The sequence below is a fragment of the Kitasatospora sp. MMS16-BH015 genome, assembly GCF_002943525.1.
GTDB lineage: Bacteria > Actinomycetota > Actinomycetes > Streptomycetales > Streptomycetaceae > Kitasatospora.
The window spans coordinates 248,068-263,860 of sequence record NZ_CP025394.1; the positions used below are offsets into that span (position 1 = coordinate 248,068).

17 protein-coding genes are annotated in these 15,793 nt (G+C 73.6%); 9 read left to right on the forward strand and 8 right to left on the reverse strand.

Going from position 1 to position 15,793, the window contains the following annotated elements; translation table 11 throughout:
- Positions 1–37: 37 nt before the first annotated feature.
- Entirely contained in the window at positions 38–508 is a 471-nt protein-coding gene (locus CFP65_RS01150) for a DIP1984 family protein (RefSeq protein WP_104820552.1), read from the forward strand.
- A 369-nt stretch (positions 509–877) separates the two neighbouring features.
- On the opposite strand, the gene CFP65_RS01155 is transcribed toward CFP65_RS01150, so the two are convergent.
- Positions 878–2,227, reverse strand: coding sequence for an ROK family transcriptional regulator (locus CFP65_RS01155; protein ID WP_104814329.1), 1,350 nt, complete (start codon positions 2,225–2,227; stop codon positions 878–880).
- A gap of 104 nt (positions 2,228–2,331) precedes the next feature.
- Here CFP65_RS01155 and CFP65_RS01160 point away from each other — a divergent pair, with 104 nt between their 5' ends.
- The 4 genes from CFP65_RS01160 (at position 2,332) to CFP65_RS01175 (ending at position 7,238) form a co-directional block, all read left to right on the forward strand.
- Positions 2,332–3,564 (forward strand): MFS transporter, encoded by a 1,233-nt coding sequence (locus CFP65_RS01160; RefSeq protein ID WP_104814330.1) that lies wholly within the window; start codon positions 2,332–2,334, stop codon positions 3,562–3,564.
- Positions 3,565–3,847: 283 nt separating this feature from the next.
- Positions 3,848–5,302 carry an NAD(P)/FAD-dependent oxidoreductase gene (locus tag CFP65_RS01165; protein WP_104814331.1) on the forward strand — a complete coding sequence of 485 codons (1,455 nt, stop codon included), beginning with the start codon at positions 3,848–3,850 and terminating at the stop codon, positions 5,300–5,302.
- 143 nt (positions 5,303–5,445) lie between these two features.
- The gene (locus tag CFP65_RS01170; protein ID WP_104814332.1) at positions 5,446–6,393 is read left to right on the forward strand and encodes a deoxyribonuclease IV; all 948 of its coding nucleotides are present in this window, start codon (positions 5,446–5,448) and stop codon (positions 6,391–6,393) included.
- A gap of 95 nt (positions 6,394–6,488) precedes the next feature.
- The gene (locus CFP65_RS01175) at positions 6,489–7,238 is read left to right on the forward strand and encodes a hypothetical protein (RefSeq protein WP_104814333.1); all 750 of its coding nucleotides are present in this window, start codon (positions 6,489–6,491) and stop codon (positions 7,236–7,238) included.
- A 46-nt stretch (positions 7,239–7,284) separates the two neighbouring features.
- On the opposite strand, the gene CFP65_RS01180 is transcribed toward CFP65_RS01175, so the two are convergent.
- Positions 7,285–7,815, reverse strand: a complete 531-nt coding sequence (locus CFP65_RS01180) for a histidine phosphatase family protein (RefSeq protein WP_254552156.1) — start codon at positions 7,813–7,815, stop codon at positions 7,285–7,287.
- A gap of 98 nt (positions 7,816–7,913) precedes the next feature.
- On the opposite strand from CFP65_RS01180, the gene CFP65_RS01185 reads away from it, so the two are divergent.
- The 3 genes from CFP65_RS01185 (at position 7,914) to CFP65_RS01195 (ending at position 10,180) form a co-directional block, all read left to right on the forward strand.
- Positions 7,914–8,129 (forward strand): hypothetical protein, encoded by a 216-nt coding sequence (locus tag CFP65_RS01185; RefSeq protein WP_104814335.1) that lies wholly within the window; start codon positions 7,914–7,916, stop codon positions 8,127–8,129.
- A gap of 26 nt (positions 8,130–8,155) precedes the next feature.
- Positions 8,156–9,403: a glycosyltransferase gene (locus tag CFP65_RS01190; protein WP_254552157.1), complete on the forward strand. Its 1,248-nt coding sequence runs from the start codon at positions 8,156–8,158 to the stop codon at positions 9,401–9,403.
- A gap of 81 nt (positions 9,404–9,484) precedes the next feature.
- Positions 9,485–10,180, forward strand: coding sequence for a TVP38/TMEM64 family protein (locus CFP65_RS01195; RefSeq protein WP_104814336.1), 696 nt, complete (start codon positions 9,485–9,487; stop codon positions 10,178–10,180).
- A 45-nt stretch (positions 10,181–10,225) separates the two neighbouring features.
- On the opposite strand, the gene CFP65_RS01200 is transcribed toward CFP65_RS01195, so the two are convergent.
- From CFP65_RS01200 to CFP65_RS01225, 6 genes are all read right to left on the reverse strand, one after another.
- Positions 10,226–10,972, reverse strand: coding sequence for a hypothetical protein (locus CFP65_RS01200; protein WP_104814337.1), 747 nt, complete (start codon positions 10,970–10,972; stop codon positions 10,226–10,228).
- Positions 10,969–11,457 (reverse strand): N-acetyltransferase, encoded by a 489-nt coding sequence (locus tag CFP65_RS01205; protein WP_104814338.1) that lies wholly within the window; start codon positions 11,455–11,457, stop codon positions 10,969–10,971. Before CFP65_RS01205 ends, CFP65_RS01200 begins: the two co-directional genes overlap by 4 nt.
- A 40-nt stretch (positions 11,458–11,497) precedes the next feature.
- A complete protein-coding gene (locus tag CFP65_RS01210) occupies positions 11,498–12,115 on the reverse strand; it encodes a GNAT family N-acetyltransferase (protein ID WP_104814339.1) in 618 nt (205 codons plus the stop codon).
- A gap of 62 nt (positions 12,116–12,177) precedes the next feature.
- Positions 12,178–12,636 carry a hypothetical protein gene (locus CFP65_RS01215; RefSeq protein WP_104814340.1) on the reverse strand — a complete coding sequence of 153 codons (459 nt, stop codon included), beginning with the start codon at positions 12,634–12,636 and terminating at the stop codon, positions 12,178–12,180.
- Positions 12,637–12,640: 4 nt separating this feature from the next.
- Positions 12,641–13,471 (reverse strand): IS5 family transposase, encoded by an 831-nt coding sequence (locus CFP65_RS01220; RefSeq protein WP_104814341.1) that lies wholly within the window; start codon positions 13,469–13,471, stop codon positions 12,641–12,643.
- A gap of 140 nt (positions 13,472–13,611) precedes the next feature.
- Positions 13,612–14,154 carry an ATP-binding protein gene (locus CFP65_RS01225; protein WP_104814342.1) on the reverse strand — a complete coding sequence of 181 codons (543 nt, stop codon included), beginning with the start codon at positions 14,152–14,154 and terminating at the stop codon, positions 13,612–13,614.
- Between the two features lie 298 nt (positions 14,155–14,452).
- Here CFP65_RS01225 and CFP65_RS01230 point away from each other — a divergent pair, with 298 nt between their 5' ends.
- A complete protein-coding gene (locus tag CFP65_RS01230; protein WP_104814343.1) occupies positions 14,453–15,793 on the forward strand; it encodes a glycosyl hydrolase family 28-related protein in 1,341 nt (446 codons plus the stop codon).

Consider the following 15,793-nt stretch of genomic DNA (forward strand, 5'->3'; position numbering starts at 1 on the left):
ATACTCGTGCCAGTTCACGAACGAGGAGGTGGAGACGGTGAAGCTCGCCGAGGCCCTGGCCGAACGCGCGGAGGCGACGCGCCGCGTAGAGCAGCTGCGGGAGCGCGTCGTCGGCAACGCGCGGTACCAGGAGGGCGAGACGCCCGCCGAGGACCCGGCACTGCTGCTGGCCGAGGCCGACGAAGTGCTCGACGCGCTGGAGACGTTGATCCGTCGGATCAACCGCACCAACGCGACCGTGCAGATCACGCCGGACGGCACCCTCACCGACGCCCTCGCCCGCCGGGACGTCCTCCGGCTGCGCCACTCCCTCCTCACCGCCGCGGCCGACGCGGCGGCGGGCAAGGGCGACCGCAGCTACGGCCGCCAGCTCCGCTCCGAGCTGCTGGTGCTCTCCGCCCTCCCGGTCGCCGAACTGCGCACCCGGACGGACGCGCTCGCCCGCGAGATCCGCGAGGTCGACCTGCGCATCCAGCGCACCAACTGGGAGGTCGACCTGCTGGACTGACCACCCCGGCAGCATCCGACGATGTGGAGCAGGTAGCGGCTCCGGAGGCGTGCACACACCGAGGGCCGGCGGTTCTTCCAGCCCACTCCTGGCGCGTGAAGAGCAACGCAGGGGTTCGATTCCCCGTCAACAGTGCAGCTCAGCACCGCGTACAGGTGAAGGTGCACACCGCACAACACATCACCACGTGCAGATCCGGAGCCGCGAGGGCGGGTTCGGGGCTTCCCACACCGTCGCACCGTGCCCAGTCCCGTACGGTCACCGCACCACCTCGGCAACGACTCCACGCAGGCGCAGCCGGGCCTTCAGGTACTCCATCTCCGGCAACGTTCCCACTCGCACGACGGCCCCGACGAGCGAATGCTCCCCTCAGCCACCGAACAGCTCCCGCCGGGCGGCGTCGCCGGCCGTCAGCACCGCCCCCGTCAACACCGCCGCGCCGCCCGCCGTCCCGGCCCGGACCTCGGTGCGCAGGGGGGAGAGCCGGGCCAACCGTTCGGCCACCAGACCGGCCAGGACCTCGCCGCCGGCCCGGCCGAGCTCGCCGCCGAGCACCACGCAGCCCGGGTCGACCACCACGCACACCGCCGCCGCCCCGATCGCGATCCGCTCGGCCAGGTGGGTCAGGAACGGCATGCCCGCGGGCCCGGCCGCCAGCGCCGCCCGCACCACCACCTCGGCCCGCGCCACCGGCCCGAGCCCGACCCCGCCCCGACGGCCGGCCGCACCCGCACCCGCCGCACCGGCGGCCCCGCCCGGACGGCCCGTCAGCCCGGCGCCCAAGCCGACCTCGGGCACCGGCCGCCCGTGCGCCCTGGCCAGTTCACAGACCGCCTCGCTCCCCACGAGCGAGTGGAACCCGCCCTCGCTCGCCGTCGAGGTCGGCAGCGCGCCGGTGCCGGGCACCGGCAGGTAGCACAGCTCACCGGTCCCGCCGGAGACCCCGCGCAGCAGCCGCCCGTCCAGCATCAACGCCCCGCCCACGCTGTGGCCGAGCCAGAGCAGCGCGAAGGTGTCCCGGTCCCGGGCCGCCCCGAGCCGGTGCTCGGCGATCCCGGCCAGGTTCACCTCGTTCTCCAGGATCACCCGGGTACCCGCGAGCACCGGCTCCCCGGACCCCGCGATCCCGCCCGTACCGTCCCCGCCTGCCCCGCCTGCCCCGCCGCTGCTCCGCAGTGCCGCGATCAACTCCGCGTGCCAACCGGGCTGCCCGTCCGAGTGCTGGCGGCCGGTCGCGGGGTGGACCATGCCCGGCGCGCCGACCGCCACGGTGTGCAGGCGGGCGGCGCCGGCGCCACGGGCGGTCTCGCCCAGCGCGCGGACCGTCCGTGCCACCAGGTCGGGGCCCTCGGCGGGGAGTTCGGCGGTGGCCAGGGTGCGACCGGTCAGGTCGGCGACCACCATCCGGACGCCGGTGGCGCGGATGTCGATGCCGGCCAGGTGGGCCCGGTCGGGGACGATGCCGTACAGGCGGGCGTTCGGGCCGCGCCGCAGTTCGGCGCTCTCCCCGGCCACGGCGACCAGGCCGCTGCGCTGCAGGCGGTCGAGCAGGTCGGCGACGGTCGGACGGGAGAGGCCGGTGAGGTCCCGCAGCTCGGCGGCGCTGAGGGGGCCGCGCTCGACCAACAGGTCCAGCGCGCGCCGGTCGTTGATCGCTCGGGCGGTGCTCGGCGTGGCCGGTCCGGCCGGCTTGGGGGCTGCTGGGCGCGCGATGGTCATAGAGGGACATCTTTCCTGACGGATATTCGACTGGGGCCGTATCTATCAGGGTCCCTTCCTGATAATTTACAAGCCTGTCGCATCCGGGAGGGGACCCCACAGCCATGACCACGCTCGACAGCCGACCATCGACCACCACCGCGGGTGCCCCCGGTCCCCGCCGAGACCCCGTGCGGCGGGCCCGGATCGCGGTCTCCCTGGTGTTCGTGCTGCACGGCTCCGTGACCGGCACCTTCATCACCCGGATCCCCTGGCTCCAGCACCACCTCCACCTCAGCCCGGCCCAGCTCGGCATCGCCCTGCTCTGCCCGGCCGTCGGCGCCTCCCTCGCGATGCCGCTCGCCAGCCGCCTGGTGCACCGCTTCGGCAACCGGGTCGCCACCCAGGGCCTGCTCACCCTCTGGTGCCTCTCCGTCGGCCTGCCCGCCCTGATGCCGAACCTCTACCCCCTGATGGCCGCCCTGCTCGGCTACGGCGCCGTGGCCGGCATGGCCGACGTGGCCATGAACGCCCAGGGCGTCGAGGTCGAGCAGCGCCTGGGCCGCTCGATCATGTCCGGCCTGCACGGCATGTGGAGCGTCGGCGTGCTGGTCGCGTCCGGCTTCGGCGTGCTCGCCGCACACCAGCAGTTCGACCCACGGCTCCAACTCGGCATCACCGCCCTGGTGCTGGCCGGTCTGGCCCAGACCGTCTGCACCGGCCTGCTCGACCTCTGCCCGGCCGCCACAGCCGAGGCCCCGCCGCGCTTCGCCCTGCCGCCCCGCTCGGCCCTGGCCGTCGGCCTGCTCGGCTTCTGCGGCGTCTTCGCCGAGGGCGCCAGCCTCGACTGGAGCGGGATCTACCTGCGCGACGTCACCGGCGCCTCCGCGAGCATCGTGGCCGCCTGCTCCACCGCCTTCGCCGCCACCATGACCCTCGCCCGGCTCACCGGCGACCTGGCGATCCGCCGGTTCGGCCCGGTCACCACCGTCCGGGCCGGCGGCGCCGTCGCCACCCTCGGCAGCACCCTGGTCGTGCTGGCCGACCGACCCTACCTCGCCATCACCGGCTTCGCCCTGATCGGCATCGGCATCGCCACCATCGTCCCGCTGGCCTTCGCCGCCGCCGGCCACAGCGGCCCCAACCCCAGCCAGTCCATCGCCGGCGTGGCCACCATCACCTACATCTCCGGCCTGGTCGCCCCGGCCGTGGTCGGCGGCATCGCCCAGGCCACCTCCCTCGCCGTCTCCTTCGGCGTGGTCACCGCCCTGGCCGCCTGCCTGGTCCTCGGCGCCACCGCCCTCCGCCCCAAGCCCGGCCCGGCCACTGGCCCGGCCACCGGCCCCACCGAAGACTGACCCCCCGCCCCGGCAGGCCGGCCGCTCCCTCCCACGCAACGCCACCCGACACAGCGCCCGGCACACGGCACACGGCACACGGCACACGGCCACCCTGCACCGGGCCAGGTACCTGCGTAGCCTCGGCCGACCCACCGTCAGTCCCCGATCCGCGCCCGGTCCCCGCCCCCACCACTCCCGTCGGGTAGCTTTTCTCCCTGGTGTCCCCGTAGGGGCTGTCCCACAGCCCCTCCCCCCGTTCGCCGTCGCCCGGGAATCCGATCCGCCCCGCAGGAGCCAACCCATGAGCGATGCCGCGATCGTCGGCACCGGCCCGAACGGCCTCGCCGCCGCCGTCACGCTGGCCCGGGCCGGACTGCGCGTCACCCTGTTCGAACTGGCCGACACCATCGGCGGCGGCCTGCGCACCGACCCGCTCTTCGACTCCGAGGTCGGCCACGACGCCTGCGCCGCCGTCCACCCGATGGCCGCCGCCTCGCCGTTCTTCCGCGAGTTCGACCTGGCCGGCCGCGGCGTCCGGCTGCTCCAACCGGAGATCCCGTACGCCCACCCGCTCCCGAACGGCCGGGGGGCCGCCGCCTGGCGCAGCCTCGGCCGCACCGCCGCACACCTCGGCGCGGACGGCGAACGCTGGACCAAGCTGATGGCCCCCCTGGTCGCCCGCTCCCGCCGGACGGTCGACCTGCTGCTCTCCGATCTGCGCACCCCGCCGGCCAACCTGGCCGTGCCACTGCTGCTCGCGCCCCGGGTGCTGGCCCACGGCACCCCGCAGAGCCCGTTCACCACCGCCGAGGCCAAGGCCCTGCTGACCGGGGTGGCCGCACACGCCGTCGGCCGGCTGCCCACCCTCGCCTCGGCGGCGGTGGCCCTGCTGCTCGGCCACACCGCGCACAGCTCCGGCTGGCCGCTGCCGGAGGGCGGCAGCGGCCGGATCGCCGAGGCCCTGGCCGCCGACATCACCGCCCACGGCGGCACCTTCCACACCGGCCACCGCATCCGCGACCTGGCCGAACTCTCGGCCTTCCCCCTGGTCATGCTCGACCTGGGCGCGAAGGAGTTCCTCTCCGTCGCGGGCCACCGGCTGCCGGCCCGCTACCGGCGCGGCCTGGAGCACCTGCGCTACGGCCCCGGCGCCGCCAAGGCCGACTTCCTGGTCTCGGGCCCGATCCCCTGGCGCAACCCGCTGATGGGGCAGGCGGGCACCGTCCACCTGGGCGGTACCCACGAGGCGATCCTCCGTCAGGAGAACGCGGTGGTCTCCGGCGACCCCGGCACCGTCCCGTTCACCCTGGTGGTCGACCCCGCCGTCACCGACCCCTCCCGCGCCACGGCCGACGGCAAACGTCCGGTCTGGGCCTACGCCCACGTCCCGCACGGCGACACCCGCGACCCCGTCCCGCTCATCCGCGACCACATCGAGCGGTACGCCCCGGGGTTCACCGACACCATCCTGGCGGCCCGGGGGCGGACGGCGGCCGCGTACGAGGAGTACAACCCCAACTACGTCGGCGGCGACATCGCCTCGGGTGCGATGACCCTCAAGCAGAGCCTGCTCCGCCCCACCCCCCGGTGGGACCCGTACCGCACCCCGCTCCCGGGCGTGTACCTCTGCTCCGCCGCCACCCCACCGGGCCCGGGCGTCCACGGCATGTGCGGCCACTTCGCCGCCCGCTCCGCCCTCCGCCACGAACACGGCCTCACCACCCTCCCCGACCTTGCCCCCAAGGCAACTCCCTAGAGTTCCTAGGAAGCCCCTGCCTAAAGCCCCTAGGCAATCACCTACGCCACCAACCAGTCTGCCTAGGCCGCTCGGCCCCCCAGCCCGGCCCTCAGCCCGGCCCCCAGCCCGGCTCCCGCCACCGCCGTGACATCCTCGTCCCCATGACCGCCGCAGCTCAGACCGCCTCCGTCCCCTCTCCGGCCACCCGCCGCAACCCCGTCGGCGCCCACGTCCCGGTGGCCGGCCGCGGCCTCACCGGCACCGGGCTGGCCTACGCGGAGCGGGTCGGCGCCGAGGCGGTCCAGGTCTTCGTGGCCAACCCGCGCGGCTGGGCCACCCCGGCGGGCGATCCGGCCAAGGACGCCGAGTTCCGCACGGCCTGCGCCGAACGCGGCATCCCCGCCTACGTGCACGCCCCCTACCTGATCAACTTCGGCTCGGACAGCACGGCCACCCGCGAACGTTCGGGCGAGTCCCTGCGCCACTCCCTCCGCCGCGCCCACGCGATCGGCGCCCTCGGCGTGGTGGTGCACACCGGCTCGGCCGTCGGCCGGGCGCCGGACGGCGGCTCCCGCTACCGAGCAGCCATGGCCCAGGTCCGCGAGGACGTGCTGCCGCTCCTTGACGAGCTCGACGCCCTCGGCCCGGACGCCCCCTGGCTGCTCCTCGAACCGACCGCCGGCCAGGGCAGCTCGCTCTGCTCCCGGATGGAGGACCTGGCCGCCTACGCCGAGGCCCTCGACCACCACCCGAAGGTCGGCGTCTGCCTCGACACCTGCCACGCCTTCGCGGCCGGCCACGACCTGGCCGAGCCCGGCGGCACCACCAAGGCCCTGGACCTGCTCGCCGCCGCCATCGGCCCCGGCCGCCTCCGCCTGATCCACGCGAACGACTCCGAGGACGTGGTCGGCGCCCGCAAGGACCGCCACGCCAACATCGGCGCCGGCCACATCGGCGCCGAGGCCTTCGCCGAACTCTTCACCCACCCCGAGACCGAGGGCGTGCCGCTCATCATCGAGACCCCCGACGGCCGTCACGACCCGGCCCGCGTCGAGGGCGCCCGCCACACCGCCGACCTCGACCTGCTCAAGCGCCTCCGCTCTCGCTGACCCCCCGCTGTCCCGCTCCTCCCCACCCCCGCTGTCCATCCCTCCCACCACCTGCGGACAATGGTCAGCCTCAGTCCGTTCCCGAGGAGGTCCAGGTGTTCCGCCGCTGGTGGTTCGTCAAGCTGCTCCGTGGCGCCGAGCCGCAGCCGGGCCGTCCGCGCGGCCGGCTCTCCCGCGAGCAGCAGGAACTGGTCCTGCGTGAGTGGGAGGTGCTCCGCGACCGCCTGGCCGCGTACGCGGGCGAGCGGGTCACCACCGCCGGTGAACTCTTCCGGGCCGCCGAGCTCCAGCTCCCGCCCGAGGAGGACGGGCCGCGCCGCGACTACCTCTGGGCCCTGGAGGCGTACGAGGCCTCCGGCCGCCTGCTGGACGAGGCCGCCGACCTGCCCGACCTCGCGGCGGCGGTCGTACTGGCCGAACGCGCCGTCGAACGCCTCGCCGCCGCGCACGCCGCCCACGCGGGCGCGCGCCCGCACCCGCCCGCCCTCCGCTGCTTCTACAACCCCCTCCACCCGCCGGTGCCGGCCGCCCCTGCCCCGCGCACCGGCAAGAAGGCCCGCCAGCGCCCCCACCACAGCGCCCGCGAGGCCGCCGCCGACCGCCGACCGGCCTGCCACGACTGCCGCAAGGCCATCCTGGCCGGCCAGCAGCCCGACATCCTCCCCGCTCTGCTGCCCGCCGGTGCCACGGGCCGCCGCTCCCCCCGCGTGCTGGTCCCGTACTTCGCCGTCCCGCAGCAGTGGTCACCCTGGTCCGCCACCGCCTGCGGCGCCTACGACGACACCGCCCCGGCCCTCGTCCTCCGCGGCGAACACCGCCGCCGCACCACCGCCCCTTCCCCCTGACCGGCCCCCACCCTCAGCGCCAAGGCACGGCCCACCGGCTCCCCGCTCACCGATCGGTAGGCACCAGGTACCGCCACCCCGGCCGCCAGACCCTCGGCTCCGTCACCAACTCCTCCAACTCGGCGCCACTCAGCAGGCACTCCAAGGCCCACCGGGTCGCCGAGTGCCCGATCACCAGCACCCGCCGCCCGTCCCACTCCGCCACCACCGCCCGCAGGAAACCCTCCATCGCGGCCACCACCTGCCGGTAGCTCTGCCCGCCGGGGAAGGGCACCGTCACCCGCCGCGCCCGCTCCGCCTCGATCCGCGCCATCGGCGCGCCGTTCCACTCCCCGTAGTCGCACTCCCGCAGCCGGACGTCCTGGCGCAGCGGCGGCTCACCGCCGGGGAAGGCCAGCCGCGCCGTCTCCACCGCCCGCCGCAGATCGGAGCTGTACACCACCGCCAAACCCTCCCGCCCCCGCCGCTCCCCGAGCTCCACCGCCTGCCGCCGTCCCAGCTCCGAGAGCCGCCCCGGCAGCCAACCGGTCGCCACCCCCGCCTCGTTGTCCGTCGTCGTCGAGTGTGTCTCGAACACCAACTCCACCGCCACCGCGCCCCCTGAACCGTTCCGCTCCCCGGGTGGAGCTGCCCGCCCACCAGTCTCCTCCCGCGCCCCCGCTCGTTGGGCCCGGCATGCGCACCCTCCGACGCCTCCCCGTCCTCCTCGCCGTCGCAGCCCTGGCCGCCTCCGCCCCGGTCGCCGCCACCACCGCTGCGGCCGCCGCACCGGTCAACCAGGGCTACAGCATCCCGGTCGGCCAGATCACCGACCTCGGGGCACTGCCCGTGCTCGGCGGGCTCGGCTACGACCTCACCCGCCTGACGGGCGGCGGGGCGGCCTTGACCTGACGGACCGACGGGTCATCATGGGCGGCATGAAGGTCGCGTTGATGACGGCGGGCTCGCGGGGCGACGTGGCGCCGTACACAGGGCTCGGTCACGAACTCGCCCTGGCGGGGCACCAGGTGACCCTGGTCACCCACGCCCGGTTCCGGCCGCTGGCCGAGGCGGCCGGGCTCGGCTTCCACCCGCTGGCGGTCGACCCGCGCGAACAGCTCGCCTCCGCCCGGGGGCAGGGGCTGCACCGCAGCAGGGGCTCGGTGGGCAAGCTCGCCCGGGTGGTCTCGCTGGCCCGCGGCCTGGTCGCCGACCTGGCCGAGGACCTGCTCACGGCCGCCCGCGGGCACGAGGTGCTGCTGCTCTCCAGCTCCCTGGCGCCGCTCGGCCACACCATCGGCACCGGCCTGGGCCTGCCCACCCTCGGCCTCTACCTCCAACCCCTCACGGCCACGGCCGAGTTCGCCCCACCGGTGCTCGGCGCCCACTCCTGGGGCGCCACCCCCAACCGGCTGGCCGGCCGCGCGGTGAGCGCTGCCGTGGACGCCATCTTCGCGGACACCAACCGTGCCATGCGGGCCCGCCTCGGCCTGCCGCCCACCTCCCTCCGCGCGGCCCGCCACACTCGCGAACACCAGGACTGGCCCGTCCTGCACGGCTTCAGCCCCTTGGTCGTCCCCCGTCCCCGCGACTGGCGCCCGGGCCTCCGACTCGCGGGCTACTGGTGGCCCCACGACTCCCCCGGCACCCAACTCCCACACCAGCTAACCGACTTCCTCGCCGCCGGCCCGCCTCCGGTCTACCTCGGCCTCGGCTCCGCCACCGTCCCCGACCCGGCAGCGGTCAGCCGCACCTTCGTCCAGGCCCTCCGCACGGCCGGGCTGCGCGGCATCCTGCAGCGCGGCTGGAGCGAACTCCACGCCGAGGGCGAAGACCTCCTCACCATCGACGAGGTCCCCCACCGCCTCCTCTTCCCCCACCTCGCCGCCGTCGTCCACCACGCCGGCGCGGGCACCACCGCCGCCGGCCTCCGCGCCGGCGTCCCGGCCGTCCCCCTCCCCGTCCAGTTCGACGCCGGCTTCTGGGCCCAGCGCCTGGTCACCCTCGGCGTGGCCCCCCGCGCCCTCCCCCTCCGCCGCCTCACCCCCACCCCGCTGGCCGCCGCCCTCCGCGAAGCCACCACCAACCCCACCTACACCCAGCGCGCCCGCACCCTCGCCACCCACCTGGCCACCGAGGACAGCACCGCCCCGGTCCTCAGCGCCCTCACCCACCTGCCTGGCTGAGCTCCCCCAAGCCCGCCACCGGCCGCCCCGCCCACTCGCCTGCCCGAATCCGACCGGCCCGCGACCGGTTAAGCTCACTCGGTGCCCACCGAGACCACCCCGCCCGCCGCCGCCCGCCTGCCTTGGCTGCGGCTCGGCGTGCTGGTGCTGGTCCTCGCGGCAGCGGCTGCCTCGCTCCTGCTCTGGCAGCCGACCGAACTGCTCACCCAAGGTGGCGCGGGACCCTGGCGGCTGCCGGTGTTCGTCGCCGTCTACGCGCTCGGCACGCTGGCCTTCATGCCCAAGCCCGCCCTCAACGCGGCGGCCGGCCTGCTGCTCGGCAGCCGTCTCGGCATCCCGCTGGCCGTCCTCGGCACCACCCTCGGCGCCCTGCTCGCCTTCGGCCTGGGCCGCTCCCTCGGCCGTGACGCCCTCCGGCCCCTACTCAAGGCCCGTGCCCTCGCCGCCCTCGACCGCCGCCTCACCGAACAGGGCTTCCGCAGCGTCCTGCTGCTCCGCCTCATCCCCGGCATGCCCTTCCAGGCCGCCAACTACGGCGCCGCCTTCTCCGGCGTCGGCCTGCTCCCGTTCACCGCCGGCACGGCCCTCGGCATCCTCCCCGGCACCGCCGCCTACGTGATCGCGGGCGCCAGCGCCACCTCCCCCACCTCCCCGGCCTTCCTCCTCTCCGGCGGCGTGATCGCCGCCATGGGACTGCTCAGCCTGCTCTCCCTCTGGCGCACCACCCGCCGCGACCGCCACCAGCCGGCCACCCCCCAGCTCCAGCCCCTCCCCTGAGAGGACGTTCTGAGCCACTTTGCCCGGTTCGGCTGTTGGCTCAGGTCAGGAGGGCTGGTGAGCCGGGGAGCCCGGGTGGGGCCGCATCAGTAGCAGGTCCTCGCCCCAGGCGTCCAGCACCGCCCTGTGGCCGGCGGCCCGGGCAGCCGCCTCGACCCGGGCGAAGAGCCGCTGCTGCGGCGCCACTTCGCCGGTCGCGGTGATCCGGGCGACGGTGTCCAGCAGTGCGGCGCTCTCCCAGCCGGGCAGCGGGAACCGGTCCAGCTCCCAGGCCAGATACTTGTTGTAGGGGCGCGGTCGGCGGTCCAGGGCGAAGAGCAGGTCGAGCAGGAATCCGACACTGGCGGCTGCGTCGAGGTGGCCGGCGAGCGGGTTGCCATCGCGGTGGTTCTTGACCGAGCGGTAGAGCGCGTTGGCGTAGGCGTCCAGCAGGGCGGCGCCGGACCGGAAGGCCTCCTCGGCGCCGAGCCGTCCCATCGCGGCGACGATCCGGGTGACCTCCCCGTCGCGGCGGTCGACCAGCACCCGGGAGCGGGCGATGGCGTACCGCTCCCAGTCGGCGGGCCGGCGGAACCGTTCGAGGGTGGTGACGACCAGGTCGAGCCGCGCGGAGCGGTAGCCGTCGAGCGCAGCCAGTTCGCTCGCCGCGTCGTCGGCGAGGATGACGTAGAGGTCGTGGTCGGAGTGACGGGTGGTCATGCCGTCGTGGGCCCGGGAGCCCTTGAGGACGAGCCCGACGACGGCAGGGTCGGCCGTCGCATCGGCGACAAACGCCGCGAAATCCAGCGTCACGCCAGGTCCTTGCGCATCAGCGTGCACATCGTCTCGTACCGCTGGAGCGAGCCGTCCTCGGCCTCCACGTCCCAGGAGTCGAGTTCGCGGCCGAAGGCCTGGTAGCCCAGGCGTTCGTAGAGGGCGCGGGCGCGCGGGTTGCTCTCCTCGACGGCGAGTTCGGCGCGGGTCAGGCCCCGGGCGCTGATCCGCTGCTCGGCGGAGCGGATCAGCAGCGTGCCGATCCCGCAGGACTGCAGGGCCGGGTGGACACCGAGTTGCCAGAGCGTGCCGGCGCCGGGCTTGACCGTGTAGTCGATGCCGCCGACCGCCACCGGTCGCCCGACCGGCGTGCAGACCGCCAGGTAGTCGATCTCGCCCGCCTCGGCGCGGCGGATCTGGTGGACGAGTTCGCGCACGTGCTTGGGGGAGCCGGCCCAGACGCAGGCCGGCAGGTCCGCGTCGGTGAGGCCGCGCACCGACAGGTGCAGCCTGATCACGGTCATCGCCGCATCCCTTCGACTCCGACAGCGGCCGTCTGCCATTTCAGCAGTCGGGCCCCGTGCCGTCCAAGGGGTTTCGGCTCAGGGCCGTGTGCCCCGAGCCGGTTCCCGCTTGCTGCCAGTGGTCAGCACCATGGGCTGGTCCGCGGGACAGGTTGCGGACGTACCAGTCGAACCGGTTGCCGTCCGGGTTCAGGGCTTGTTTGACGTAGGTGAAGTTCGCCCTGCGGGCGACCGCGGCCGAGCCTGGGTTCTCCGGAGCTACCTGGATCACCGCCTGATCTGCTCCTTCGCCTGTCGCGTATCGGCAGACCAGGAGGACCGCGCGGGTCGCCAGGCCCCGTCCGCGCCAGGCGGGGTAGAGCCCGTAGGCGATGTTCACCTGCCCAGCGGCAAGGCCGGGCATCTCGAACCGGAGGTCGATCGTTCCCGCGAGGGTTTGCTCGGCGCCCACTCGGATTCCGAAGGCGCGCAACGGTCCCTTGGTGGCCCACTGTTCCATGCAGTGGCGGATGTATTTCTCGGTGCCGGCCCGAGTGCCCGGCCCCCCGTTCAGCCAGCGCACCAAGAGGTCGTCCTCGCCGGCCAGGTGGGCGTTGACGTCGGCCAGGCTCAGGGGCGACAGGGTGAGATCGCCGACGGTCAGCTTCAGATCACGCATCCGCCGACTCTCGGTCCTTCCACGGTGGCCAGGCAATCCAATATCCAGGTGGTGCCACCGATTCAACTGTCGACTTGGGTCGAGTGCGCTGGTGGTGCGGAGTTGCTCGGGCGGTGCTGGGCGAACAGGCCGGGTTCGGGCTCGGTGAGGATGCCGAGGCTGACCAGGCGCTTGAGCTTGTGCCGGGTGCTCTCGATGTTCTTCGGCATGATGGCGAGGTCGAGGCGCTCGCACAGGTCGCGGGCGCGCATCGGCCCGGCGGCGTCGGCGTAGACGGTGAGGATCTGCTGGTAGGCCGGGTGGGCCGGCAGGACGGGCGGCGATTCGGCTGGCTCCGGGGCCGTCGGGGGGAGGGCGAGGAGCGTCTTGCGGGCCACCGCCAGGTTCTCCATCTCCTCGTCGAGTTCACGCAGGCGCAAGGTGAGGTCGTCGATCTGGACGCGGAGCTGTTCCGCGGCGGTAGCGAGCCCCCGCTCGCGTGCGTCGATCCGCTCCAGGAGCGGCGTGATCTGGGCGTCCATGCGGTCACCCGCGCCAGGTGGGCGTGGTCTGACCGGTCAGCCGGCGCGCCATCACGTCGATCATGGCCCAGCGCACCCTGGACTCCGAGGACTTCGGCCTGCTCTCGTAGTCCCGCACGAGCCGCCGGAACAGCATGAGGATGCCGAGCGTCTGCTCCACGATCCATCTCTTGGCCTGCGGGACGAAGCCGACGCCCTTGTCGGCGGGGTTGCGTTCGACGATCTCGACGTCGATGCCGACCGTGGTGCCGTGCTCGACGACGGTCTTCTTGAAACCTTGATCCACCAGCGCCTTCTTGATGGTGCCGATGGGGGCGACCTGGCCGAGGAGGGCGATGCCGAACGCGTTGTCGTGCGCGCTGGCCGCCAGCACGGTCACGGCGATGACCAGGCCGAGGACGTCGACCGCCAGCCCGCGCTTGCGGCCGGGCACCTTCTTCGCCGCGTCCTTCCCGGTCGTGGCCGCGGGCACGTTCACCGCGGCGTGGACGCTCTGCGTGTCGAGTACGACCAGGCTCGGATCCTCCGACCTCCCGGCCTTCTCCCGGACCTGCCAGCGCAGCAGGTCGTTGATCTTCACGTCCGTGCCGTCGTCGCGCCAGGCCGCGAAGTAGCAGTAGACGGCCGACTTCGGCGGCAGGTCGTGCGGGAGGTAGTCCCACTGGCAGTCGGTCCTACCCTGATACAGGATCGCGTTGACGATCTCCCGTATCTCGTAACGGCCCTGGTGCTCCGTCGGAGACGGATGGTCGGCCTTCCAAGCCGCGATCACCGGCTCGATCAACGCCCACCGCTCATCGGACAAGTCGCTTTTGTAGGGCTTGCGGTCACTCACCCTGAAAGCCCAGCAGGACCAAGCCGCGCGACCGGCCTGAACCGCCCAAGCCCACACGATCAGGTGACCACAAGACGTTCATACCGGCTCAGAACGTCCTCTGAGACCCGCCGACCCCACGCGGGGCCCAGCCAGGCGACTCAATCCCCAGCGGCGAATTCGACGATCCGCGCCAACGACGGCTGCCAGCCCTGAGCGGTGTCCACGACCAGGCACGGGACGTCGAGCGCAATCGGAACCCACAGCTCGATCGGCCTCCTCCCCTCCGCGATGCGCTCCAAGAGCTCGGCGTCAGCGTGCACCACCCGCGAGGGCTCTTCGACGGCCCGGCGAGCGATGCGGACGCGGGCGAGTTCGGGATCGACCGTGCAGCGCACCACACGGATGTCGGCCAGCTCCGCGAGCGGCTCCAGGCCCGGACGCCACAGCCGGTCCTGGAAGGCCGCCTCCGCCACCAGGCTCGCTCCCGACCTCAGGAGCTCCCCGATGGTGCGGAAGAACTCCTCCAGGGTCTTCAGGTCCAAGGCACGATCGGCAGGATCCGCACCGCCGGCCATCCGCTCCTTGATCTCGTCCCGGCAGACGACCGGCCACCCGAGTGCCTCGGCCAAGGCATGCGCCAGCGTCGTCTTACCCGCCCCGGGCGGGCCACTGACAGCCACCATCATCGGGCGTCGCGTCATGCCACCGCCTCCCGCTCGTACACCACGCCGCGCACGAACGCTCCTTCCCGCCCCGCGCTGCGAACGCGAGCCTACTCGACGACCCCCACGAATCATGCGGGAAGATCCGCCCTCCCCGTGCTGCTCCACGGGTCTTGAGCATGGTGCTCCACTCCTTCCGGCGGTGTGGCGGTCTCCCCTCGACACGCCTGGACGCCGGCACCGACCGACTGTCCCCCTGGGACCGATGCGGCTTGACGAGCCTCCTGAGGTGCTGCGATCTTGAGCACTCGTCACACCGACTGAGGGGGAGTCAGCAATGACGGAGACCACGCGACGCCGGGCGCTGTTCGCCGGGGCGATAGCCGGGCTGGCCGGGGCCGGGGTGGTGGGCGCGGCTGGGGAGGCCCAGGCCGGCAGCGCCACGGGGCCGGACTGGTTCAACGTGAAGGACTACGGCGCCATCGGGGACGGGACCACCGACGACACGGCGGCCGTGCAGCGGGCGCTGGACGCGGCGGCGGCCGGCGGGGGCGGGACGGTGTACTTCCCCGTCGGGCAGTACCGCGTGGTGCCGGGCACCGGCACGCCCGCCCTCGCGCTGAAGGGCAACGGCATCAAGCTGCTCGGGGCCGGCGCCAAGGCGGCCACCCTCGTGAAGGGCGGCAACGGGACGCTGCTGGCGATCTCCGGGCCCGCGACCGACCCGAGCGGGGCGACCCACCGGCGGTACTGCTCGGTGGAGAACCTCGGCTTCAACGGCAGCGGCCGCACCGGCCTGCTCCTGGAGCTCTACTACAACGACGACACGTACGTGCGCGACGTCTACATGTCCAGCAACAACGACATCGCCATCGACGCCGTGGAGTGCTGGGACTCGCGGTTCTACAACCTCGTCATCGAGTCCTGCACCGGGACCGCCGACAGCACCGGCCAGCCGAACATCTACCTGCGCAACTCGGCCGCCGCCTCCGGCTACGGCTACAGCGGGGACAACAACAACCAGCTGCACTTCGTCGGCTGCCGCCTGGAGGCCTTCGGCACCGGCGCGATCTGGATCACCGCCGGGGTCAACAACTCCAACAACCCGAACGGCATCTACCTCACGGACTGCAAGTTCGAGTCCTCGCAGATGCAGGGCGGCCCGCACCTGAAGACGGACGCCTCCTGCCGCCACGTGTACGCGAGCAACATCTACTGCTACGCGGGCAACTTCGCGAGCAGCTACACGAGCCGGAAGCCGCAGAACATCATCGCCTGGGCGGCCAGCTTCAGCGCCCTGGAGAACGTCCTGATCACCAACGGCAGCGTCGCCACCGTCAACGCGGGCGTCGACCTCTACTCGGGCCCCGGCTCGACCGCCGTGGTCCGCAACGTGGTCGGCCAGTACACGACGGCTCCCACCGGGCCGCACATCTACTACGAGCCCAGCACGGGCGACTTTCGCGTCGAGGCCTCCTGGGGGACAACGGGCGCCCAGGCCTCGGGCACGGTGCCGACGAAGAACGCGCCGAACCCCCCGCTCCGCCTGGTGGCCGGCCCGGTGAGCGACGCCTCCTTCACCCACCCGCCCCTGGACGGCACGATGGCGGTGGACACCACCGACAACCGCCTGTACGTCCGCGTGGGCGGCGTCTGGTGCTGGGCCACCCTGAACTAG

Coding starts and splice junctions, on each gene's coding strand:
- CFP65_RS01230 (WP_104814343.1), top strand. CDS start 14,453: ATGACGGAGACCACGCGACGCCGGGCGCTGTTCGCCGGGGCGATAGCC.
- CFP65_RS01205 (WP_104814338.1), bottom strand. CDS start 11,457: ATGACCGTGATCAGGCTGCACCTGTCGGTGCGCGGCCTCACCGACGCG.
- CFP65_RS01165 (WP_104814331.1), top strand. CDS start 3,848: ATGAGCGATGCCGCGATCGTCGGCACCGGCCCGAACGGCCTCGCCGCC.
- CFP65_RS01210 (WP_104814339.1), bottom strand. CDS start 12,115: ATGCGTGATCTGAAGCTGACCGTCGGCGATCTCACCCTGTCGCCCCTG.
- CFP65_RS01215 (WP_104814340.1), bottom strand. CDS start 12,636: ATGGACGCCCAGATCACGCCGCTCCTGGAGCGGATCGACGCACGCGAG.
- CFP65_RS01225 (WP_104814342.1), bottom strand. CDS start 14,154: ATGACGCGACGCCCGATGATGGTGGCTGTCAGTGGCCCGCCCGGGGCG.
- CFP65_RS01170 (WP_104814332.1), top strand. CDS start 5,446: ATGACCGCCGCAGCTCAGACCGCCTCCGTCCCCTCTCCGGCCACCCGC.
- CFP65_RS01155 (WP_104814329.1), bottom strand. CDS start 2,227: ATGACCATCGCGCGCCCAGCAGCCCCCAAGCCGGCCGGACCGGCCACG.
- CFP65_RS01160 (WP_104814330.1), top strand. CDS start 2,332: ATGACCACGCTCGACAGCCGACCATCGACCACCACCGCGGGTGCCCCC.
- CFP65_RS01185 (WP_104814335.1), top strand. CDS start 7,914: ATGCGCACCCTCCGACGCCTCCCCGTCCTCCTCGCCGTCGCAGCCCTG.
- CFP65_RS01190 (WP_254552157.1), top strand. CDS start 8,156: ATGAAGGTCGCGTTGATGACGGCGGGCTCGCGGGGCGACGTGGCGCCG.